Source organism: Modestobacter sp. VKM Ac-2979, from assembly GCF_026967995.1.
GTDB lineage: Bacteria > Actinomycetota > Actinomycetes > Mycobacteriales > Geodermatophilaceae > Modestobacter.
In genome coordinates this window covers 341,703-363,747 of the sequence record NZ_JAPVBO010000004.1, presented here as the reverse complement: position 1 = coordinate 363,747, position 22,045 = coordinate 341,703, and the positions used below count along the sequence as shown (strand labels likewise).

The 22,045-nt window shown below is 73.7% G+C and carries 19 protein-coding genes and 1 tRNA gene; 3 read left to right on the top strand and 17 right to left on the bottom strand.

The features are described from left to right. Positions 1-49: 49 nt before the first annotated feature. The 15 genes from atpE to argS all read right to left on the bottom strand — a co-directional run bounded on the left by atpE (position 50) and on the right by argS (position 17,045). Positions 50-280, bottom strand: coding sequence for an ATP synthase F0 subunit C (gene atpE / locus O2W15_RS13810; protein WP_014377627.1), 231 nt, complete (start codon positions 278-280; stop codon positions 50-52). Positions 281-392: 112 nt separating this feature from the next. Next, positions 393-1,220, bottom strand: a complete 828-nt coding sequence (gene atpB, locus O2W15_RS13805) for a F0F1 ATP synthase subunit A (protein ID WP_036340177.1) — start codon at positions 1,218-1,220, stop codon at positions 393-395. Positions 1,221-1,554: 334 nt separating this feature from the next. Further along, positions 1,555-2,025, bottom strand: coding sequence for a hypothetical protein (locus tag O2W15_RS13800; RefSeq protein ID WP_269179816.1), 471 nt, complete (start codon positions 2,023-2,025; stop codon positions 1,555-1,557). Continuing rightward, positions 2,022-3,272 (bottom strand): glycosyltransferase family 4 protein, encoded by a 1,251-nt coding sequence (locus tag O2W15_RS13795; protein ID WP_269164684.1) that lies wholly within the window; start codon positions 3,270-3,272, stop codon positions 2,022-2,024. Before O2W15_RS13795 ends, O2W15_RS13800 begins: the two co-directional genes overlap by 4 nt. A 3-nt stretch (positions 3,273-3,275) precedes the next feature. Continuing rightward, complete coding sequence (gene glyA / locus O2W15_RS13790) at positions 3,276-4,571, bottom strand: serine hydroxymethyltransferase (protein WP_269179815.1); 1,296 nt, start codon at positions 4,569-4,571, stop codon at positions 3,276-3,278. Positions 4,572-4,812: 241 nt separating this feature from the next. After that, positions 4,813-5,454 (bottom strand): L-threonylcarbamoyladenylate synthase, encoded by a 642-nt coding sequence (locus tag O2W15_RS13785; RefSeq protein ID WP_269164681.1) that lies wholly within the window; start codon positions 5,452-5,454, stop codon positions 4,813-4,815. Between the two features lie 14 nt (positions 5,455-5,468). After that, entirely contained in the window at positions 5,469-6,320 is an 852-nt protein-coding gene (gene prmC, locus O2W15_RS13780; protein WP_269179941.1) for a peptide chain release factor N(5)-glutamine methyltransferase, read from the bottom strand. Positions 6,321-6,346: 26 nt separating this feature from the next. Then, positions 6,347-7,426: a peptide chain release factor 1 gene (gene prfA / locus O2W15_RS13775; protein WP_269164680.1), complete on the bottom strand. Its 1,080-nt coding sequence runs from the start codon at positions 7,424-7,426 to the stop codon at positions 6,347-6,349. Between the two features lie 109 nt (positions 7,427-7,535). Next, positions 7,536-7,766, bottom strand: coding sequence for a 50S ribosomal protein L31 (gene rpmE, locus O2W15_RS13770; RefSeq protein WP_269164679.1), 231 nt, complete (start codon positions 7,764-7,766; stop codon positions 7,536-7,538). A gap of 169 nt (positions 7,767-7,935) precedes the next feature. Further along, complete coding sequence (gene rho / locus O2W15_RS13765) at positions 7,936-10,257, bottom strand: transcription termination factor Rho (RefSeq protein WP_269179814.1); 2,322 nt, start codon at positions 10,255-10,257, stop codon at positions 7,936-7,938. 234 nt (positions 10,258-10,491) lie between these two features. Further along, a complete protein-coding gene (thrB, locus tag O2W15_RS13760) occupies positions 10,492-11,472 on the bottom strand; it encodes a homoserine kinase (protein WP_269179813.1) in 981 nt (326 codons plus the stop codon). Then, the gene (gene thrC, locus O2W15_RS13755; RefSeq protein ID WP_269164676.1) at positions 11,473-12,564 is read right to left on the bottom strand and encodes a threonine synthase; all 1,092 of its coding nucleotides are present in this window, start codon (positions 12,562-12,564) and stop codon (positions 11,473-11,475) included. A gap of 37 nt (positions 12,565-12,601) precedes the next feature. Beyond that, a complete protein-coding gene (locus O2W15_RS13750; RefSeq protein WP_269164675.1) occupies positions 12,602-13,897 on the bottom strand; it encodes a homoserine dehydrogenase in 1,296 nt (431 codons plus the stop codon). Continuing rightward, positions 13,894-15,387, bottom strand: a complete 1,494-nt coding sequence (lysA, locus tag O2W15_RS13745; protein WP_269179812.1) for a diaminopimelate decarboxylase — start codon at positions 15,385-15,387, stop codon at positions 13,894-13,896. The genes O2W15_RS13750 and lysA overlap by 4 nt, the downstream gene beginning before the upstream one ends. Further along, positions 15,384-17,045 carry an arginine--tRNA ligase gene (gene argS / locus O2W15_RS13740; protein ID WP_269164673.1) on the bottom strand — a complete coding sequence of 554 codons (1,662 nt, stop codon included), beginning with the start codon at positions 17,043-17,045 and terminating at the stop codon, positions 15,384-15,386. The genes lysA and argS overlap by 4 nt, the downstream gene beginning before the upstream one ends. Positions 17,046-17,257: 212 nt before the next feature. On the opposite strand from argS, the gene O2W15_RS13735 reads away from it, so the two are divergent. The 3 genes from O2W15_RS13735 to O2W15_RS13725 all read left to right on the top strand — a co-directional run bounded on the left by O2W15_RS13735 (position 17,258) and on the right by O2W15_RS13725 (position 18,993). Beyond that, complete coding sequence (locus tag O2W15_RS13735) at positions 17,258-18,055, top strand: DUF3105 domain-containing protein (protein WP_269179811.1); 798 nt, start codon at positions 17,258-17,260, stop codon at positions 18,053-18,055. A 47-nt stretch (positions 18,056-18,102) separates the two neighbouring features. Continuing rightward, positions 18,103-18,801, top strand: coding sequence for a DUF305 domain-containing protein (locus tag O2W15_RS13730; RefSeq protein ID WP_269179810.1), 699 nt, complete (start codon positions 18,103-18,105; stop codon positions 18,799-18,801). A gap of 120 nt (positions 18,802-18,921) precedes the next feature. Then, a tRNA-Arg gene (locus O2W15_RS13725) sits at positions 18,922-18,993 on the top strand. A 79-nt stretch (positions 18,994-19,072) separates the two neighbouring features. Here O2W15_RS13725 and O2W15_RS13720 read toward each other — a convergent pair. After that, positions 19,073-20,710, bottom strand: a complete 1,638-nt coding sequence (locus O2W15_RS13720) for an ABC-F family ATP-binding cassette domain-containing protein (protein ID WP_269179809.1) — start codon at positions 20,708-20,710, stop codon at positions 19,073-19,075. Positions 20,711-20,770: 60 nt separating this feature from the next. After that, the gene (locus tag O2W15_RS13715) at positions 20,771-21,826 is read right to left on the bottom strand and encodes an adenylate/guanylate cyclase domain-containing protein (RefSeq protein WP_442928853.1); all 1,056 of its coding nucleotides are present in this window, start codon (positions 21,824-21,826) and stop codon (positions 20,771-20,773) included. Between the last annotated feature and the right edge of the window lie 219 nt (positions 21,827-22,045).

Sequence of the window (22,045 nt, the reverse complement as noted above, 5' to 3'; positions counted from 1 at the left end):
AACGTCCTCGTCTGGGTGTCAGTGACCGAACTCGTCCGACGAGTGCGGATCAGGTGCCGTAGACGAGGGGGGCGACGAAGCCGATCAGTGCCAGCGCCTCGGCCAGGGCGAAGCCCAGGAAGGCGTAGGTACGGGTCAGGCCGGCCGACTCGGGCTGACGTGCGGTGGCCTGGATGTAGGCGGCCCAGACGAGGCCCACACCGATGCCGGGGCCGATCGTGGCGATGCCGTAGCCGACCGAACCGATGCTGCCCTCGAGCTCTGCGAGTACCTCGATCATTGCGGGGTGTTCCTCCTGTGTCGTCGCCCGGTGGTCACCGGGCGGCTGGCGGGGTCCTGCGGGTGGTGCAGTTCATGGGAGCGGCCCGGCGCGCGGGCCACCGTGGTGCGGGTCAGTGGGCCGCTTCGACGGAGCCGTTGAGGTAGGTGCCCATCAGCATCGTGAAGACGTAGGCCTGCAGGAAGATGACCAGCAGCTCGAAGAACGTCATCACGATCGCCATCAGCGCGGAGATCGGCCCGAACACGGCCGAGAAGTTGCCGACCGACAGCAGGTAGGTGGCTCCGAGGGCGAACGTCACCAGCAGCATGTGGCCGGCGAACATGTTCGCGAAGAGTCGGATCGCCAGCGTGAACGGCCGCACGATGAAGTTCTGCAGCAGTTCCAGCGGCGTGATCAGCAGGTACATCGGCTTCGGCACGCCGGGCAGGAACATGATGTCCCGGAAGTAGGGCCACAGCCCCTGGTTCTTGATCCCGACCACGATGTAGACGACCCAGCAGATGAGCGCCAGCACCAGCGGGAACGCGAACTTCGACATCGGCGAGATCTGGGCGAAGGGGATGATCGCCATCAGGTTGTTCGCCAGGATGAAGAAGAACAGCGAGGCGAGGAACGGGGCGAACGGCAGGCCCTTGGGGCCGACGACGTCCCGGGCGATCCCGTCGCGGATGAACGAGTAGCCGGTCTCCCCGATGAACTGCATCTTGCCGGGGACGATCTCCGGCTTGCGGACCGTGGCCACCAGGAAGGCGATCATGGCCAGCGTGGCCACCCAGGCGATGATCGTGATCCGGGTGATCTCGAAGCCGACACCCAGCACGGAGAAGCTGGTCAGAACCTCGGGGTAGAACTCACCGATGCCCGGGGGCGTGAAGCCGCCGCCGGGGTCGCTCTCCACAGCGAGCACGTCGCCGAGCGCGTGGGCGCTGGAGGTCACCGTTGTCCCTTCTGCGTCCTGGGCCGGCTCCGTCGTCCGCCCGGGGGGTGTCCGGCGTCCCGCCCGGAGGCCGGATCGGGTTCGCCGTATGTCTTGACCACCACGTAGATGGCCACTGCCACGCCGAGGATGATCCCGACCGGGAAGAACACTCGCGTGTCCAGCCACTGGTCGATCAGCCACCCGACCCCGCCCCACACCGCCATCCCGGACAGGAGCGTCCCGGTGACCGCCCAGCCCATGTCGGCCCCGCTGGGCTGACGAGCTGGACGCGCAGGTCGTGGTCGTGCGCCCCCAGGTTCGGAGGTGTCCTCGGCCATCGCTTCGGACACTATCAGCCGCGCGGCGCCGGGTTTTCCGGGGAATGCCGCCGCTCCCCCGGTGGGGTCGGCGGTGGGACGTAGAACAACTGCCGGGTCCAGACCCAGCGCAGCTGCACACCGCTCCACAACAGCGCGCCGGCGACCACCGTCCAGGCCAGCACCTGGCGGTCCGGCCACCCGTCGGCCGGGAGGCCGGTCAGCAGCGGGAAGAGCACCAGCGCCTTGAGCCCGAACGTGCCCAGCGCCGCCGGCATCGTCCAGGTGTCGTCCACCTTGCCGGCCCACGCGACGACCAGCCCGGAGACGCAGAAGAACGCCGTCACGACGGTCGCACCGATGACCACGGTCAGCGCATCCGCCCAGGTCAGGGCCACGCCGACGGCGACGGCCGCCACCGCGGTCGCCACCGCGGTGACCAGCAGCCCGATCCGGAGGAAGGACAGGTCCCAGGGTGCGTCACCGGTCGCCCGGGTGCCGCTCATCGGCGCACCCCGGCCGGGGTGGACGGTGCGACCGGGGTCGGGGGGCGCGTCGTCCCGGCGCCGTCCCGGACGGCACGGCTGGCGGGGTGCGCGGCGCGGCTGCGCTCCTTCATCGCCGCGAGCTCGGCCTCACGGGCCGCGATCGCCGCCCGGCGGGCGCGTGGACTCAGCACGACGACGACGCCCACCACGAGCAGCGCGCCCACGATGACCAGGACCTCGACGGTGCCACCGGTGATGGACAGGGCGACGGCGCCGAAGCTCAGCAGCGCGGCCCAGAAGTACATGATCAGGACGGCCCGGCGGTGCGAGTGGCCGATCGACAGCAGCCGGTGGTGCAGGTGCATCTTGTCCGGACTGAACGGCGACTGTCCCCGCCGGGTGCGGCGCACCACGGCCATCAGCAGGTCGATGAACGGGATGAACAGCACGGCGATCGGCACGAGCAGCGGCAGCGTCAGCGGCAGCAGGCTGGCCGCCGAGCCGAGGGTCTGCGAGTCGGTCTGCCCGGTGGCCGAGACCGCGGCGGCCGACAGCATCAGCCCGACCAGCATCGAGCCGGAGTCGCCCATGAAGATCCGGGCCGGGCTGAAGTTGTGCGGCAGGAAGCCCAGACAGGCCCCCGCCAGCACGGCGGTGATCAGCGCCGGTGCGCTGGCCACGTCGTCGAAGCCGACCAGCCCCAGGTGGTAGCTGTAGGCGAAGAAGGCCAGCGCCGCGATCGCCGAGACCCCGGCCGCCAGCCCGTCCAGCCCGTCGATGAAGTTCAGCGCGTTGACCGTCAGGACGGTCAGCAGGATCGTCGCCGGCACCCCGACGTCCGGGCCCAGGGAGAGGGTGCCGATGTCGGCGACCGGCAGGAACACGTAGGCCAGCTGCACGCCGAGCAGCACCATCACCCCGGCCGCGGCGATCTGGCCGGTCAGCTTGGTGAGCGCGTCCAGGCCGAACCGGTCGTCGAGCACCCCCAGCGCGCAGATCAGCCCGCCGGCCACCAGGACGGCGATCGTCTGGGTGCTGAACTCGAAGCTGCGCTGCAGCGAGGGCAGCTGCGAGGCGACCAGGACGCCGGCCGCGACGCCGAGGTACATCGCCACTCCCCCGCCCCGCGGGGTGGGGATGACGTGCACGTCGCGGTCACGGACCGCCGCCATCACCCGGAACCGGACCGCCGCCACCCGCACCACAGGCGTGGCCAGGAAGGTGACCAGCGCGGCGGCGAGGAGGACGACGGCGTACTCGCGCACGGCTCAGCCGACGCGCGTGGGCTCGGGGTAGGCAGGGTGGGCGCCGACCAGCTCGCGCACCCCGGCCGCGACCTGGGTCGTCCGGGAGCCGTCGGCGTCCCGGATCGCGGTGCCGATGAGCGAGGCGATCGACTTCATGTCGTCCTCCACCATGCCCTGGGTGGTGACCGAGGGGCTGCCGACCCGGACGCCGGAGGCGACCGAGGCCGGCTGCGGGTCGAAGGGGATGGCGTTCTTGTTCAGCACGATGCCGGCCGCGTCGCAGCGGGCCTCGGCGACCTTGCCGGTGACCAGCTCGCCGGCGGTGTCGGTGACCTCGCGCAGGTCCAGCAGCGCCAGGTGGGTGTCGGTGCCGCCGGCGACCGGCCGCAGGCCCTCGGCGGCCAGGCCCTCGGTGAGCGCCTGGGCGTTGGTGATCACCTGTCGGGCGTAGGCCTGGTACTCCGGCTGCAGACACTCCTTGAGGTTCACCGCCTTGGCCGCGATGGCGTGCATGAGCGGGCCGCCCTGCATCATCGGGAAGGCCGACTTGTCGATGGCCTTGGCGTGCTCGGCCTTGCAGACGATCGCCCCGCCACGGGGGCCGCGCAGCACCTTGTGCGTGGTGAAGGTGACGACGTCGGCGTAGGGCACTGGCGAGGGGATCGCCTTGCCGGCCACCAGGCCGATGAAGTGCGCCGCGTCGACCATGAAGATCGCGCCCACCTCGTCGGCGATCTCCCGGAAGGCGGCGAAGTCGATCAGCCGCGGGATCGCCGAGCCACCGGCGACGATCAGCTTGGGCCGGTGCTCGCGGGCGAGGTCGCGCACCTGGTCGTAGTCGATGTGCTCGGTCTTCTCGTCGACCCCGTACTGGACGGCGTTGAACCACTTGCCGGAGAAGGAGACCTTGGTGCCGTGGGTGAGGTGCCCGCCGTGCGGCAGCGCCATGCCCAGCAGGGTGTCGCCGGGCTGCAGGAAGGCACCGTAGGCCGCCAGGTTGGCGCTGGCACCGGAGTGCGGCTGAAGGTTGACGTGCTCGGCGCCGAACAGCTCCTTGCCCCGGGCGATGCCGATCTCCTCGGCCCGGTCGACGACCTCGCAGCCGCCGTAGTACCGGCGCCCCGGGTAGCCCTCGGCGTACTTGTTCGACAGCGTGCTCCCCAGCGCGGCCAGGACGGCGGGGCTGGTGAAGTTCTCGCTGGCGATCAGCTGCAGGCCGCCCCGCAGCCGGTCGAGCTCGTCGAGGACGACGCCGGAGATCTCCGGGTCGAAGTCGGCCAGGGCGTCGAAGTCCGGGCCCCAGTAGGGGGTGCTCATCGCGGGTGCACTCCTGCTGCTCGGTGCGGGTGCCCGCGTGCACTCGTCGATGAGGGCCGCGCGGCTGTCGCACCACGGTATCGCTGTGGCGCGGCGACGGTCCGCATCGCACCGCGGCCGGCTGTCGTTCGCCCGTGAGGTGAGTCGCTCGGGACGGCCGCCGGACGCCGTGCGGCCCGGTGAGGCCCCGTCCAGAGGCTCGCCCCGAGCTCGCGAGGGGTGAGGAGGACGGGGTCCTTCCTCAGTCCGTGATGTCGGGGACGACCTCGCGCAGCTGCTCCAGCTCGATGGCGCCCAGGCGGAGCACCCGAGGGGTCGGGGCCGTGCAGTCGACGATCGTGCTGGGCGCCGAGCCGGTCCGCGGCCCCCCGTCCAGGACCACCGCGGCGTGCTCGCCCAGCTGGTAGGCCGCCTCCGCCGCGGTCGTGCCGGCCGGGCGGCCGGAGCGGTTGGCGCTGGAGACCGCGAGCGGGCCGGTGCGCCGCAGCAGGTCCCGGGTCACGTCGTCGTCCGGCAGCCGGACGGCGACCGTCCCCTCGGCGTCCCCGAGGTCCCACGCCAGCGACGGTGCGTGCTCCACCACCAGGGTCAGGCCGCCGGGCCAGAAGGCCGCGGCCAGCTCGTGGGCCACCTGGGGCACGGTGACGACCAGCCCGGCCAGCGTGGAGGCCTCCCCCACCAGCACCGGGACCGGCATGTTGCGGCCCCGGTTCTTGGCCGCCAGCAGCCGGGTGACCGCGCCCGGGGTGAACGCGTCGGCGGCCACCCCGTAGACGGTGTCGGTCGGGAGCAGCACGAGCTCACCGCGGGACAGCGCCATGGCGGCAGCGGTCAGCCCCGCCTCGCGCTGGTCAGGGTCACTGCAGTCGAAGACGTCGGCCACGGCTGGGGAGTCTGTCACTGTCCCCGCGGGGACGACCGGGCGGTCGTGTAGCGCGGCCGGTCGGCGAGGTCACGGTGGTCGGCGACGTCGGCCCACCGGCCGTGGGCCCGGACCAGCGCCGGCAGCGCACTCCCCTGCTGGTCGGCGTGCTCGATGCCCAGCCAGCCGCCGGGGCGCAGCAGGCGGGCGGCCGTGCCCAGCATCCCGCGGACGACGTCGAGCCCGTCCGGCCCGCCCCACAGCGCCAGCGGCGGATCGTGCTCGGTGACCTCCCGGGGCAGCCGGGCGCCGTCGGGCACGTAGGGCGGGTTGGAGACGACGACGTCCACGGCGCCGTCCAGCTCGGACAGCAGCGCCGGGTCGGTCATGTCGCCGGCCAGCACCTCGACGGGGGTGTCACCGGCCGCGGCGCGGGCCGCGGCGTTGTGCCGGGTCCACTCGATCGCCGCGGCGTCCCGCTCGACGGCCACGACCCGGGCGCCGGGGTGCTCGTTGGCCACCGCGAGCGCGATCGCACCGGAGCCCGCACCCAGGTCGACGACGGTGGGCGCGGCCAGCCCGGCGATCCTGGTCAGCACCCAGCCGGCCAGCAGCTCGGTCTCCGGGCGGGGCACGAAGACCCCGGGACCGACCGACAGCTCGAGCTGCCGGAAGGGTGCGGTCCCGGTGAGGTGCTGCAGCGGGACCCGGGCGGCGCGCTCCTCGACCAGTGCGGCGTACCGGGCTGCCTGCTCGCCGGGCACCTCGCCGAGGGTCAGCAGCGCCGTGCGCGTCACCCCGAGGACGGCGGCCAGCAGCAGCTCGGCGTCCACCCGGGGCGACTCCACGCCGGCCGCGGCGAGCCGCCGGACGGCGTCGCCGAGCAGCGCCCGGCCGGTCGACGGGGTGGTGCTCAGGAGCCGACCGCCAGCAGCTCGGCGGTCGCGGCCGCGGTCAGCGCGTCCAGGACCGGGTCGAGGTCGCCGTCCAGCACCTGGTCGAGGTTGTGCGCCTTGAAGCCGACCCGGTGGTCGGCGATGCGGTTCTCCGCGAAGTTGTAGGTGCGCACCCGCTCGCTGCGGTCGACCGTCCGCACCTGGCTGCGCCGCTGGTCCGACGCGGTGGCGGCGGCCTCCTCCCGCGCGGCGGCGAGCAGCCGGGAGCGCAGCACCCGCAGGGCCGACTCGCGGTTCTGCAGCTGGCTCTTCTCGTTCTGCGAGCTCACCACGATCCCGGAGGGCAGGTGGGTGATCCGCACCGCGGAGTCGGTGGTGTTGACGCTCTGCCCACCCGGCCCGGAGGAGCGGAAGACGTCGATGCGCAGGTCGTTCGGGTCGACGCTGACGTCGACCTCCTCGGCCTCGGGGAGCACGAGCACCCCGGCCGCCGACGTGTGGATCCGGCCCTGGGACTCGGTGACCGGGACCCGCTGCACGCGGTGCACGCCGGCCTCGAACTTCAGCCGGGCGAAGATGCCCTCGTCGGTGCGCGACTTGATCGCCACGGCGACGTCCTTGTACCCGCCCAGCTCGGCCGGGACGGCGTCGAGGACCTCGGTCGCCCAGCCGCGCCGCTCGGCGTAGCGCAGGTACATCCGCAACAGGTCGCCGGCGAACAGCGCCGACTCAGCCCCGCCCTCCCCGGCCTTGATCTCGAGGATGACGTCCTTGTCGTCGTCGGGGTCCTTGGGCAGCAGCAGCTCGGTGAGCCGGCCGGTCAGCTCCCCGACGCGCCCCGTCAGCTCGTCGGCCTCGGCGGCGAAGGAGGCGTCCTCCCCGGCGAGCTCGCGGGCCGCGGTGAGGTCGTCCGTCGCGGCGTCGAGCTGGCGCGCGGTCTCCACGACCGGGGCGAGCTGGGCGTACCGCCGGCCCAGCCGACGGGCCCGGGCGGCATCGCCGTGCACCGCCGGGTCGGCGAGCTCGGCCTCCAGCTCGCGGTGCTCGGCGAGCAGGCCGGCGAGCCGGTCGCTGCCGGCTCCGGTGCTGCTGCTCACGGGCACTCCTCTGGTCTTCGGTCCCGACAGGCCGCGGGCGGGTGAGGCGGACATGACGACGGCGCCCGCGCCGCCCTGGTGCAGGGCGGCGCGGGCGCCGTCGGGGGTGCTACTTGTCGGCCGGGGTGCCGGCGGCGCGCTTGCCGAACCGCTTCTCGAAGCGGGCGACGCGGCCACCGGTGTCCAGGATCTTCTGCTTGCCGGTGTAGAAGGGGTGGCACGCCGAGCAGACCTCGACGGTCAGCTGACCGGACGGCGAGGTGCTGCGGGTGGTGAACGTGTTACCGCAACCACAGGTCACCGCGGTGACGTTGTACTGCGGGTGGATGTCGGCCTTCATGCCGGTACACCCTCTCTCTGGTCTCGTGGTCTGCTGGTCAGTCTGCTGGTCATGGCACCGTCGGGGAACTGGGCGACCCCTGACGGCAGAGGCTCGATCGCCCAGTGTACGGCCCCCATGCCGGGGCCCCGCCGCGAGCTGGCTCGCGACGGGGCGCAGGGGGCCTTCGTCAGTCCTTCTCGTTCACGCCCAGCGTCGTCTTCTGCACCTGCATCAGGAACTCGATGTTGTTGCGCGTCTTGCGCATCCGGTCGAGCAGCAGCTCCAGGGCCTGCTGGGGCTCCAGGGCGGACAGCACCCGGCGCAGCTTGATGATGATCGCCAGCTCGTCGGGCGAGAGGAGGATCTCCTCCTTGCGGGTGCCCGAGGCGTTCACGTCGACCGCGGGGAAGACCCGCTTGTCGGCCAGCCGCCGGTCCAGCTTGATCTCGGCGTTCCCGGTGCCCTTGAACTCCTCGAAGATGACCGTGTCCATCGTGGAACCGGTCTCGACCAGCGCCGAGGCGATGATCGTCAGCGAGCCGCCGTTCTCGATGTTGCGAGCCGCACCGAGGAAGCGCTTGGGCGGGTAGAGCGCCGTGGAGTCGACGCCACCGGAGAGGATGCGCCCGCTGGCGGGGGCCGCCAGGTTGTAGGCGCGGCCCAGCCGGGTGATCGAGTCCAGCAGGACGACGACGTCGTGGCCCATCTCGACCAGGCGCTTGGCCCGCTCGATCGACAGCTCGGCGACCGTGGTGTGGTCGGCCGGCGGCCGGTCGAAGGTCGAGGCGATGACCTCGCCCTTCACCGAGCGCTGCATGTCGGTGACCTCTTCGGGCCGCTCGTCGACCAGCACCACCATGAGGTGGACCTCGGGGTTGTTGGTCGTGATCGCGTTGGCGATCGACTGCAGCACCATCGTCTTGCCGGCCTTCGGCGGGCTGACGATCAGCGCCCGCTGGCCCTTGCCGATCGGCATGACCAGATCGATGAGCCGGGTGGTCATCAGGTGCGACTCGGTCTCCAGCCGCAGGCGGTCCTGCGGGTAGAGCGGGGTCAGCTTGGTGAACTCGGGGCGGTTGCGCGCCTGCTCCGGGTCCAGCCCGTTGACCGAGTCCAGCCGGACCAGCGCGTTGTACTTGTCCTTCTTCTCGCCCTCACGGGGCTGACGGACGGCGCCGGTGATGGCGTCGCCGCGGCGCAGGCCGTAGCGACGCACCTGGGACAGCGAGACGTAGACGTCGTTCGGGCCGGTCAGGTACCCCGACGTGCGGACGAACGCGTAGCTGTCCAGCACGTCCAGGATGCCCGCCACCGGGAGGAGGACGTCGTCCTCGCTGACGGTGGGCTCGCCCTGGTCGAAGCGCTCGCGCCCACCGGCACTGCCGCCGCGCCGGTTGCGGTCGCGGTACCGACGACCACGGCGACCGCGGCCGCCCTCGAAGTCGTCGTCGTCCTCGTCGTTCCGGGTGTCGTTCCGGGTGTCGTTCCGGTTGGCGCCCGCGTCGCCGCGGTTGCCGGGCCCGTCGTTCCGGTTGCCAGGCCCGTCGTTCCGGTTGCCGGGGCCGTCGTTGCGGTTGCCGTCCCGGTTGTTGCGGCCGGGCCGACCGGACTCGCCGTCGTTGCGGTTGCGTCCGCCGCGCTGCTCCCCGTCACGGTCGGCACCCTCGCGACTGCCCCGCTCGTCCCGGCCGGCGGAGTCCCGGTTGCGGTCCTCGCGGCTGTTGCGCTCGTCGCGGGTCCCGGAGTCGCGGTTGCGGTCCTCACGCTCGCCGGAGTCGCGGTTCCCCCGCTCCTCGCGGGTGTCGGAGTCGCGGTTGCCGGAGTCCCGGTTGCCCCGCTCCTCGCGCTCGCCGCCTTCCCGGGGCGCGCGCTCGGCGCGGTCCCGGTTGCGGCTGCGCTGCGGTCGGTCACCGTCGGGGCGGGTGTCGGACTCGGCCGGCTCGGCCGCCTCGACCGTGGCCGGCTCCGCGGTGTCGTCTGCGCCGACTGGAGCGGCGGGAGCCGTGGCCGGGGAGTCGACAGTGGGCGCCCCGGCCGGACGGCTGGCTCCGCGGCGGCGACGGCCCGTGGGGGCCGAGTCGGCGGGAGCGGCGTCGGCGGGAGCGGCGTCGGCGGGAGCCGCGTCGGTGCTGGGGACGGCCGCCGGACCGCCGTTCGCACCGCCGCTGACCGGGGCCTCCAGGGGCGCGGCCGGAGCGGTGCTCTCGTCGGCACGGGGAGCGGGCACGCTCGGGGTGCTGGCCGGCGCACCGGCGGACGAGGTCGGTTCGGAGGCGGAGCCGGCGCCCACCTGCCGCTCGGAGATCGCGGCGACGAGGTCGCTCTTGCGCATCTTGCCGGTGCCGGGGATGCCCAGCTCGCCGGCCAGGCGCTGCAGTTCGGGCAGCAGCATGCCGGACAGTCCGCTGCCACGGCGGCGCGAACGGGGAGCCGTCCCGCTGCCGGCAGCTGCCTCGTCGGACGGGGCGGCGTCGCGCTCGCCGTCGATGAGGTCGGTGCTCTCGCTCACGTACAGGTCCTTCCCTGCGGTGACCTGCGCCTACCAGCGCAGGAGGTGACCCGGCCCCGGAACGCGAGAGCCAGTGTTGGACTCGTCGGATCGACCGGGATGACGCGGATCTGTGGATTGCGAGGGGTTCAACGGCGACGGATCGACCGTCTGCAACGCCCCGCGTGAGGCTCGCCCGGAGGCGGCTACGTCGTCAGCCTAGACACAGGCCGACACACCTTTCAACACAGTCCGTCACGGGTGTGTTCCAGGCGCCTCGGACGATACCGCATCGTGATCACCGGACAGCGGGGTGATGACGGCGCCGGTGGGGTCGACGGGCAGCGGCCGGCACTCCCAGCCCGCCGGCGTCGCCTCCTGCAGGGCTCTCACCTGCACCGCAGCGGCCGGCGCGCCGGCGTCCTCGTCGGGACCGAGCACCGCCAGCGCCAGCACGCACGGACCGGCGCCGGAGACGACGGCGGCGTGCCCGTCGGCCCGCAGCCGGGCCAGCAGGGTGGCGCTCTCGGGCATGGCCGGCGCCCGCTGCGCCTGGTGCAGCCGGTCCTCGGTCCCCTCCAGGAGCAGGGCCGGATCGCGGGTGAGCGCGTGCACCAGGAGTGCGGAGCGACCGGCGGCGTGTGCGGCGTCGGCGTGCGGCACCGTCTCGGGCAGCAGCCCCCGGGCCAGGTGCGTGGCCAGCGTGGTGGCCGGGACGAAGAGCACCGGGGCGATCCGCGGGTCGACGGCCAGCCGCGCGGCGCGCGCGCCGGAGGCCGTCGTCCAGGACAGCGTCGCCCCACCGAGCAGGCACGGGGCGACGTTGTCCGGGTGGCCCTCGAGCTCGGAGCACAGCCGCAGCACGGCCTCGGCGTCGACCTCGGCGACGTCGGGGCACAGCGCCCACGCCGCCAGGACCCCGGCGGTCACCGCCGCGGCGGAGGAGCCCATCCCCCGGCCCTGCGGGATGGTGTTGCGCGCGGACAACCGCAGGCCGGCCGGTGTCCACCCCAGCTCTGCGGAGGCGGCCCGGAACGCGCGCACCACCAGGTGCGACTCGTCGGTCGGCAGCTCACCGGCGCCGGCACCCGCCACCTCGACGGTCAGCCCACCGTCGGTGACGGCGACGTCGAGGGAGTCCCAGCAGGACAGCGCCAACCCGGCACAGTCGTAGGCCGGACCGAGGTTCGCACTCGTCGCCGGGACGCGGATCCGGACCGCGGCGGTCTGCTCCACTCAGAGACCCAGCTGTGCCGCGGCGGCGGCCGCGTCGACCGGGATGGTGACCGGTGCCGGCGCACCGGAGATCGCCCACTCCGGGTCCTTGAGGCCGTTGCCGGTGACCGTGCAGACCACCCGCTGTCCCGGCTCGAGGCCGCCGGCCTCGGCCACCTGCAGCAGACCGGCCACCGACGCGGCCGACGCCGGCTCGACGAAGACCGCCTCGCTGCGGGCCAGCAGCCGGTAGGCGGCGAGGATCGCCCGGTCGGTGACCGCGTCGATCCGGCCACCGGAGGTGTCCCGGGCGTCCAGCGCCTTCGTCCAGGACGCCGGGTTGCCGATCCGGATGGCGGTGGCGATGGTCTCGGGCCGGTCGACCACCCGGCCGGTGACGATGGGCGCGGCGCCGGCGGCCTGGAAGCCCCACATCTTCGGGGTGTGGGTGGCCGGGCCGTCAGCCGCGTACTCGCGGTAGCCCTGCCAGTAGGCGGTGATGTTGCCGGCGTTGCCGACGGGCAGGCAGTGCACGTCGGGGGCGTCGCCGAGCACGTCGACGATCTCGAAGGACGCCGTCTTCTGGCCCTCGATGCGGTACTGGTTGACGCTGTTGACCAGGCTGACCGGGTAGTCGATCGCCAGCTTGCTGGCCAGGGTCAGGCAGTCGTCGAAGTTGCCCTCGACCTGCAGCAGCTTCGCCCCGTGCACCAGCGCCTGGGCCAGCTTGCCGGTGGCGATCTTGCCGGTCGGGACCAGGACGGCGCAGGTCAGACCGGCCCGGGCGGCGTAGGCCGCCGCGCTGGCGCTGGTGTTGCCGGTGGAGGCGCAGATCACCGCCTGCGCGCCCTCCTCCACGGCCTTGGAGATGGCCATGGTCATGCCGCGGTCCTTGAACGACCCGGTGGGGTTGGCCCCCTCGACCTTGAGCCAGACCTCGCACCCGGTGCGGCGGGACAGCTCCGGCGCCGGCAGCAGCGGGGTGGCGCCCTCCTGCAGTGTCACCACCGGGGTCGCGGCGCTCACCGGCAACCGGTCCCGGTAGGCCTCGATCAGGCCCGGCCAGTACGGCGAGACCGGGGCGCGCAGCCCCGTCGGGAGTCCAGCGCTCATGACCACATCACCCGTTCGCCTCCGCGGATCACTCCACTCACAGCCCCTCCACCCGCAGCACGCTGGTCACGCCCCGGACGGCCGACATCTCCCGCAGCCGGGCGACGGTCGTGGCCAGGGCCGCGTCCGGGGCTCGGTGGGTCACGATCACCAGCGTGGCGGCGTCGCCGTGCCCGTCCTGGCGGACCGTGGCGATGCTGACGCCCTGCGCGGCGAACTCGTGCGCGACGGTCGCCAGCACGCCGGGCTTGTCCGCGACGTCGAGGCTGACGTGGTACCGGGTGGGGGTGTCGGCCATCGGCCGCACGGTCAGGCCGGCGTAGCCCGTCGTCCCCGGTCCGGCGACGCCGGCCACCCGGTTGCGGGCCACCGCGACCAGGTCGCCGAGCACCGCGCTGGCGGTCGGCTGCCCGCCGGCGCCCTGGCCGTAGAACATCAGCTCACCGGCCGCCTCGGCCTCGACGAAGACGGCGTTGAACGCGCCGCCCACCGCCGCCAGCGGGTGGGTGGTCGGGATCATGGCCGGGTGCACCCGGACGGCGACGGAGTCGTCGGCGCCGTCACTGCCCGCGACCCGCTCGCAGATCGCGAGCAGCTTCACCGTGCAGCCGATCTCGGCGGCCCGGGCGACGTCGGTCGCGGACACCGCGGAGATGCCCTCGCGGTACACGTCGGCGGCGGTGACCGGGGAGTGGAAGGCCAGCGAGGCCAGGATCGCGGCCTTGGCGGCGGCGTCGAACCCGTCGACGTCGGCGGTCGGGTCGGCCTCGGCGTACCCGGCCTCGGTCGCCTCGGCCAGCGCCTCGCCGAAGCCGGCCCCGGTCTCGACCATCCGGGACAGGATGTAGTTCGTCGTCCCGTTCACGATGCCGACCACCCGCCGGAGCTGGTCACCGGCCAGCGACTCGCGCAGCGGGCGCAGCAGCGGGATCGCCCCGGCGACCGCGGCCTCGTAGTAGAGGTCGACGCCGGCCTCGGCGGCCGCGGCGTGCAGCGCGACGCCGTCGTCGGCCAGCAGTGCCTTGTTGGCGCTGACCACCGACTTCCCGGCGCCGATGGCGGCCAGCAGCAGCGTGCGGGCGGGCTCGATGCCGCCGATCACCTCGACCACCAGGTCGACGTCGGGCCGGGTGACCAGCTCCTCGGCGTCGGTGGTCAGCAGCTCGGCGGGCACCTCGGGGTGCCGGTCGGGACGGCGGACGGCGACCCCGGCGACCTCCACCCGGCGCCCGATCCGGGCGGTCAGGTCATCGGCCTGCTCGGACAGCAGGCGCAGGACGGCGCCGCCCACCGTGCCGCAGCCCAGCAGGGCCACCTTCAGGGAATCGCTCACGACTGGGCTCCTGCGGCGTGCTCGGGCGCCGGCTGGTCGATCGCCGGGCTGGGGGCGGGCACGTCGGCGAGGACGGCATCGAGGGCGAACACGTCGGACAGTGTCTGACGTCGCACGATCTCGGTCGCCACCCCGTCCCGCACGGCGACCACCGGCGGCTTCAGCAGGTAGTTGTAGTTGCTCGCCATCGACCAGCAGTAGGCGCCCGTGGCGGCCACCGCCAGCAGGTCGCCGGGCTGGACGTCCGAGGGCAGCCACAGGTCGCGGACCAGCACGTCACCGCTCTCGCAGTGCTTGCCGACCACCCGGCAGAGCGCGGGTGGGGCGTCGGAGGCGCGGTTGGCCAGCACACAGGTGTAGCTGGCGTCGTAGAGGGCGGTGCGGATGTTGTCGCTCATCCCGCCGTCGACGGACACGTAGTTGCGCACCAGCGGGGTGCCCGGCGCGCCACTGGCCCCGAGCCGCACCGGCTTGATCGTGCCGATCTCGTACAGCGTCACGGTGCCCGGCCCGGCGATCGCGCGGCCCGGCTCGACGGCCAGCCGCGGCACCGGCAGCCCGAGGGCCGCGCACTCGGCGGCGATGACCGACCGCAGCTTCACCGCAACGTCCTCGGGGCTGACCGGGTCGTCCTCGGCGAGGTAGGCGATGCCGAACCCGCCGCCGAGGTTGAGCTCGCCGAGCACCTCACCGGTCGCCTGGTGCACCTGGCCCAGCAGGCCGACGACCCGGTGCGCGGCGGCCTCGAAGCCGGCCGTGTCGAAGATCTGCGAGCCGATGTGGCTGTGCAGTCCGGCCAGGTGCAGCCCCGGCTCCCGGATCACCCGGACGGCCGCGGTGAGCGCGTCGCCGGTGGCCAGCGAGAAGCCGAACTTCTGGTCCTCGTGGGCGGTGGCGATGAACTCGTGGGTGTGCGCCTCGATGCCCACCGTCGACCGGATCAGCACCGACACCGGCGCGCCACCGCCGGCCACCCGGGCCTCCCCGAGCGGCACCAGCCGGTCGATCTCGTCGAAGGAGTCGAGCACCACGTGGCCGATCCCGGCGTGGACCGCGAGCTGCAGCTCGACCAGCGACTTGTTGTTGCCGTGCAGCGCGATCCGCTCGGCCGGGAAGCCTGCGGCCAGCGCGACCGCGAGCTCGTTGCCGCTGCAGGCGTCCAGGTGCAGCCCGTCGTCGGCGATCCAGCGGGCCACCTGGCCGCAGAGGAACGCCTTGGAGGCGTAGTGCACGTCGGCGTCGCTGAAGGCGTCGGCGAAGTCGGCAGCCCGGCTGCGGAAGTCGTCCTCGTCCAGCACGAACAGCGGCGTGCCGTGCGCGCGGGCCAGGTCGGTCACCCGGCGGCCACCCAGCTCCAGCTCGCCGTCGACCCGCCGGGCCGACCGCGGCCAGACCTGCGGGTCCAGCACGCCGAGGTCGGTCGGTGCCGGGCCGGCCGCCGGGGGCGGGGCGATGTTGCCGTGCAGCGGACCGGCCGGGTGCGCTCTCACATCCGCTCCGGGGCGGAGACGCCGAGCACGGCCAGACCGTTGCGCAGCACCGTCGCGGTCGCCGCGCAGAGCCACAACCGGGCGGTGGTCACCGGGGTGGCCTCCTCGTCACCGCGCGGCAGCACCCGGCACGAGTCGTAGAACCGGTGGTAGGTGCCGGCCAGCTCCTCCAGGTAGCGGGCCACCCGGTGCGGGGCCCGCAACTCCGCGGCCGAGGCGATCACCCGCGGGAACTCCCCCAGCGCCCGCAGCAGGTCACCCTCCCGCTGGTGGGCGAGCGCCGCGGTGTCCACGTCACCGGCCTCGCCCAGCGGCAGGCCGAGGTCGGCGGCGCCGCGCAACAGCGAGGAGATCCGGGCGTGGGCGTACTGGACGTAGAAGACCGGGTTGTCGTTGGTCTGCCGGCTCCACAGGTCCAGGTCCAGGTCGATCTGCTGGTCGACCGAGGCCCGGGCCAGCGCGTACCGGGCCGCATCTGCCCCGACCGCGGCCACCAGGTCCTCCAGCAGCACCACCGTGCCGGCCCGCTTGCTCATCCGCAGCGGCTCCCCGTCCCGGACCAGGTTCACCAGTTGCCCGATCAGGATCTCGAGGTTGACGTCCGGGTCGTCGCCGAGTGCGGCGACCAGCGCCTTGTACCGGCCGATGTAGCCGTGGTGGTCGGCGCCCAGCATGATCACGACCTTGTCGAAGCCGCGCTCGCGCTTGTCCAGGTAGTAGGCGCAGTCGGCGGCGAAGTAGGTCGTCTCGCCGTCGCTCTTGACCAGCACCCGGTCCTTGTCGTCCCCGAAGGTCGTCGTCCGCAGCCAGACGGCGCCGTCGGCCTCGAAGACGTGACCCTGCTCGCGCAGCCGGGCCACCGCCTTCTCCAGCGCACCGGTCTCGTGCAGCGTGCGCTCGCTGAAGTACACGTCGAAGACGACGCCGAAGTCGGCCAGCGTCCGCTTGATCTCGGCGAACATCAGGTCGACGCCGAGCACCCGGAACCGCTCCTGCTGGTCGGCCTCGGGCAGCTCGAGCACGCCGGGCTCGGCGGCCACCACCTGGGCGGCGATCTCACCGATGTAGTCACCGGCGTAGCCGTCCTCCGGCACCGGCCGCCCGTGCGCCGCCGCCAGCAGGCTCAGCGCGAACCGGTCGATCTGCGCGCCGGCGTCGTTGAAGTAGTACTCCCGGGTCACCTGCGCGCCACTGGCCGTCAGCAGCCGGCCGAGGGCGTCGCCGACGGCGGCCCACCGGGTGCCGCCGATGTGCACCGGGCCGGTCGGGTTGGCCGAGACGAACTCAAGATTGAGCCGCTGCCCGGCCAGCACCTCGGTGCGCCCGTAGGCCTCGCCCGCGGCGACCACCCGGACGGCGATCTGGCCCAGCGCGTCCTTGGCCAGCGTGACGTTGAGGAAGCCGGGCCCGGCGACGTCGACCGCCGAGACGCCCTCGACACCGCGCAGTTCAGCGGCCAGCACCTCGGCGACCTCACGCGGCGGGCGCCCGGCGGCCTTGGCCAGCCGGAGCGCCACGTTGGTGGCGTAGTCACCGTGCTCGGGGTTCTTCGGCCGCTCGATCACGACCTCGTCGGGGACGGCGACGGAGAGCACGCCGCGCTCCACGGCCGCCGCGACTGCGGACCGGACGACGTCGCTGAGCTGCTCGGGTGTCACCGTTCGATCGTACGGAGCCGGGCATCCCCGTTCCGACCTGCCCGCCGGGCTGTGGGCCGCGACACCCCCGCCGGGCCGCCGACGGCCAGGGACTCCACAGGTCTGCGACCTAGACTCGCACCCGCCGAACGGGAGCAGCCCGGGACGGACGAGGGCACGCGCTGGCTCGCGAGACAGCGCGACCCACGACGCACAGCGAGCGAGGAGCGGCAGTGGCCAAGGACCCCAAGCCCGAGAACGGCCGCGCGACCAGCGGCGCTTCCCGTGGGGGGTCACGGGTGCCCGGCAAGGGCTCCGGCGGCCGGGGGCGCACCCGCCCGCCGACCACCGTGGTCACCCAGCAGAAGCCGTGGGGCCTGATCGCCGCCGCCGTCGCGGTGGTCGTCTTCGCCGCGGCGATCATCAGCTACGCCGTCGTCCAGGTGAACGAGTCCAATGCCAACCGGGTCACCGAGGCCAGCCAGATCAGCGGCCTGGAGACCTTCGAGTACGCCGCTGGCCAGGAGCACGTCACCACGCCGGTGAGCTACACCGAGACCCCCCCGGTCGGCGGGCCGCACGACGGCGAGTGGGCCGACTGCACCGGCACCGTCTACGACGTGGACATCCGGCACGAGAACGCCGTCCACTCCATGGAGCACGGCGCCACCTGGATCGCCTACGACCCCGACCTCATCGCCGACGGCGACCTCGCCACGCTCGAGGAGCTGGTCGAGGGCACGTCGGGCCTCATGCTCTCCCCCTACGCCGGGCTGGGCACGCCGATCAGCCTGCAGTCGTGGAACCACCAGCTGGCCGTCGACTCCGCCGACGACGTGCGGGTGCAGCAGTACGCCGACTTCATGACCTACAACGCCGACTTCTACCCGGAGGTCGGGGCGAGCTGCGAGAACCCGCTGTTCATCGCCGACCCGCTGGTGGAGGACGACAACAGCCGGGGCTCCGACGCCATGGCCACCGACGCGCCGACGACGTCGACCCCGGCGGCCGAGACCACCTCGGCCCCCTGACCCACCCCGCGCCCGTCGCAGCACCTGCCGCACCACCGGAGGACCCGATGACCGATCCCGCGAGCGAGGACGGCCGTGGCGCGACGAGCGCTGGCCGGCCCCGGGGCTGGCTGACCGGCGTCCTGGTGGCGGTGATCGCCGTCGGGCTCCTGGTGGCCGGCGGGGGGCTGGCCGTGGCACTGGGCGTGGGGCGCGACGAGCAGCCCACCACCGACTCGGTCGCCGCCGGGTTCTCCCGGGACATGTCCCGGCACCACCTGCAGGCGGTGGAGATGGCGAACCTGGCGCTCACAGAGACCGAGGACCCGGAGATCCGCCAGCTGGCCTTCGACATCTCCGCCACCCAGACCAACCAGCTGGGCCGGATGCAGGGCTGGCTGTCGCTGTGGGACCTGCCGTTCAACGGCGGGGAGACCATGGCCTGGATGTCGGACGGGGAGATGGCCGGACACGACATGGCCAGCCACGAGACGGCCGGCGCGGCGCTGATGCCGGGGATGGCGACCGAGGCGGAGCTCGCCGAGCTGCGCTCGCTGTCCGGGACGGCGTTCGACCGGATGTTCCTGCAGCTGATGATCCGGCACCACCAGGGCGGGCTGGCCATGGCCGAGTACGGCCGGGAGCACTCCGACGTCGACGTCGTCGAGCGGCTGGCCCGCTCGATCGCGGAGACCCAGGACGCCGAGACGGCCACCATGGCGGCGATGCTCCGGGCGCGTGGCGGGGAGCCCCTGCCGGCACCCTGACCCGGTCGCCGCGGAGGCGGGGCCCCTGCCGGTGACGCATCCGCGGGCTGGTAACGTGCCACGGGCGCCGAGCGGGAGCAGAGCGCAGCACGATCGCAGGACAGCACGACACGCGGACGAGCCCCCGTAGCTCAGGGGATAGAGCACTGCCCTCCGGAGGCAGGGGCGCAGGTTCGAATCCTGCCGGGGGCACACCAGCCCAGCTCGTACCGCGACTCCCCGCCCGCCCAGGACACCTCGTCCCGGGCGGGCGGCGTCGTCCCCGGCCTGGTCAGCCCTGCTGGACCCGGCCGTCGGCCACCGCGAACCGCCGGGTGGTGCGCACCGCCTCGAGCATCCGGCGGTCGTGGGTGACCAGCAGCAACGTGCCGGTGTAGTCGGCGAGCGCCTGCTCCAGCTGCTCGATCGCCGGCAGGTCCAGGTGGTTGGTCGGCTCGTCGAGCACCAGCACGTTGACCCCGCGGGCCTGCAGCAGCGCCAGCGCCGCGCGGGTCCGCTCCCCCGGCGACAGGGTGCCGGCCGGCCGCACCACGTGGTCGGCGCGCAACCCGAACTTGGCCAGCAGCGTGCGCACCTCGGCATCGGGCAGGTCGGGCACCTCGGCCCCGAACGCCGCAGCCAGCGGCTCGTCCCCCAGGAAGCTGCCCCGGACCTGGTCCACCTCGCCCAGTCGCACGCCCGAGCCGAGCGCCGCCGTCCCCTCGTCCAGCGGCAACCGGCCCAGCAGTGCGGCGAGCAGGGTGCTCTTCCCCGACCCGTTGGCCCCGGTGATCGCCACCCGGTCACCCCAGTCGACCTGCAGGTCCACCGGCCCGAGGGTGAACCCACCACGTCGGACGACGGCGCCACGGAGCGTGGCGACCACGGCGCCGGCCCGCGGAGCCGCAGCGATCTCCATCCGCAGCTCCCACTCCTTGCGCGGCTCGTCGACCACCTCGAGTCGCTCGATCCGCCGCTCGGTCTGCTTGGCCTTGGCGGCCTGCTTCTCCGACGAGGACCGGTTGGCCGCCTTGATGTGCTTGTCGCCGTCCTTGGACTTCTTGATCGAGTCGCGGACGCCCTTGGCCATCCAGTTGCGCTGCATCCGCGCCCGGGACTCCAGCGAGGCCTTGGTGTCGGCGAACTCCTCGAACTCCTCGCGGGCGTGCCGACGGGCCACCTCCCGCTCGACCAGGTAGGCCTCGTAGCCGCCGTCGTGCACCCGCACCAGCTGCTGCGCCAGGTCCAGCTCCACCACCCGGGTGACGGTGCGGGCGAGGAACTCGCGGTCGTGGCTGACCAGCACCACCCCGGTGCGCAGGCCGGCGACGAAGCGCTCCAGCTGCTCCAGCCCGGCCAGGTCGAGGTCGTTGGTGGGCTCGTCGAGCAGCAGGACGTCGTACCGGCTGAGCAGCAGCGACGCCAGCCCGACCCGGGCGGCCTGCCCGCCGGAGAGCCCGGCCGTCGCCGCGTCCAGTGCCACACCGGGAGCCACCGAGGCGACCACCGCCTCGGCGCGCTCGGCCAGGTCGGCGCCGCCGAGGGCCAGCCAGCGCTCCAGGGCGTCGCCGTACCGGTCGTCGGCGCCCGGGGCACCCGCGGTGAGCGCCTCGGTGGCCTCCTCCATGACCTGCTCGGCGGCGGCGACTCCGGTCCGGCGGGCCAGCAGGTCGAGCACGGTCTCCCCCGGCCGCCGGTCGGTCTCCTGCGGGAGGTAGCCGACCGTCGCCGACGGCGGGCTGAGCGCGATCTCCCCGGACTCGGCCGGCAGCACCCCGGCCAGGGTCTGCAACAGGGTGGACTTGCCGGCGCCGTTCACCCCGACCAGGCCGACGACGTCGCCGGGGGCGACGACCAGGTCGAGGTCGGCGAACAGGACCCGGGCGCCGTGACCGGCGGCCAGTCCACGGGCGAGCAGCGTGGCGGACACCCGCACATGGTGCCGCCCGACGGCCGGACGACCGGTGAGCGGCCCCGGCGCGGACCGGGGTCAGTCGGCGAAGGGGCCGGCCCCGCCGGGCGGTTCCTCGTCCTCGGGGAGCGCGAGGACGTCGTCGGCGATCTCGTCGAGCAGCTCCTCGAACGCGGCCACCCCGGGTGCCTCGTCCCCCGTGCCGCTCCGGCGGACCAGCCAGGGGCGCAGGTTGTCATAGCCGCGCACCGACACCCGACGCAGCGGCCGGACCCGGTACTGCCGGACACCGCGCAGCTCGCGCGCCAGCTGCTCGTCGACCAGCACGGTCGAGGGCCGGGCGAGCGAGGTGAGCCGGCTGGCCAGGTTGACCACCGGTGAGTACACGTCCCCGAGCCGGGTGAGCACCGCCCCGTGGGCAGCACCCACCCGCAGCGGTGGCCGGTCCGCGGCGGTCCACTCGTCCGGGAGCAGCAGCGCGATCTCCACGGCGTCCACCGGGTCGGCGCAGGTGAACAGCACGCCGTCCCCGACCGTCTTCACCACCCGGCCGCGGAACCGGGCGATGACGTCGGCGGCCAGCCCCTCGAAGTCCTCGACCATCGCGCCCAGCTCCTGACCGCCCATGCCGCGGCTGCGCGAGGTGTAGCCGACCAGGTCGGCGAAGCCGACCGCCAGCTCCCGCCGGTCCCCGGCCCCCGGGGCGGCGAGGAACAGCCGCCCGGCGTTGGCGGCCAGGTGCCGCCGCCAGACGTAGTCCTGCAGCTCGCGCATCAGCGGTAGCAGCCGCTCGGTGGACCGGACGGCGTCGGCCTCCACCGCCGCGCGGTCCTCCGGGCCGCCGGGGGCGGTGAGCAGGGTGGCCAGCATGTCGGTCTGCCAGTCGGCCAGCCGGGACAGCGACTGCCCCATGGCGCGGGCGATGGACGCCTCGGCGCCGGGCTCGACGAAGCCCGAGTCGATCAGCGCCGACAGCCGGGCCAGGGCAGTGACGTCGGCGTCGGTGAACGCCGGGTCGCCCTCGGGGACGTCGGCGAAGCCCAGCGCACGCCACAGCCGCTGGGTGCGCTCGGGTGGCATGCCGGCCAGCTCGGCCACCTGCCGGCGGGTGTACCGGCGTGGCCCCTCGAGCAGCAGCCGCTCCAGGGACTCGCGCGGGTCGGGACCGTCGGCGGGACCCGGTTCGGACGTCGGCAGCGCTCAGCCCGCGCGGTGTGCAGCGGCCGGCCGGCCGCTGGTGCTGCGAGAGACGGTCACCGGGCCTCCTCGGCGGGCGTTCGTCGGCCGCGTGCACGGCACTGCTGGGACATCCGTCGGTGTGCGAGCTCGCCCACCGCGCGGAACCTACCGAAC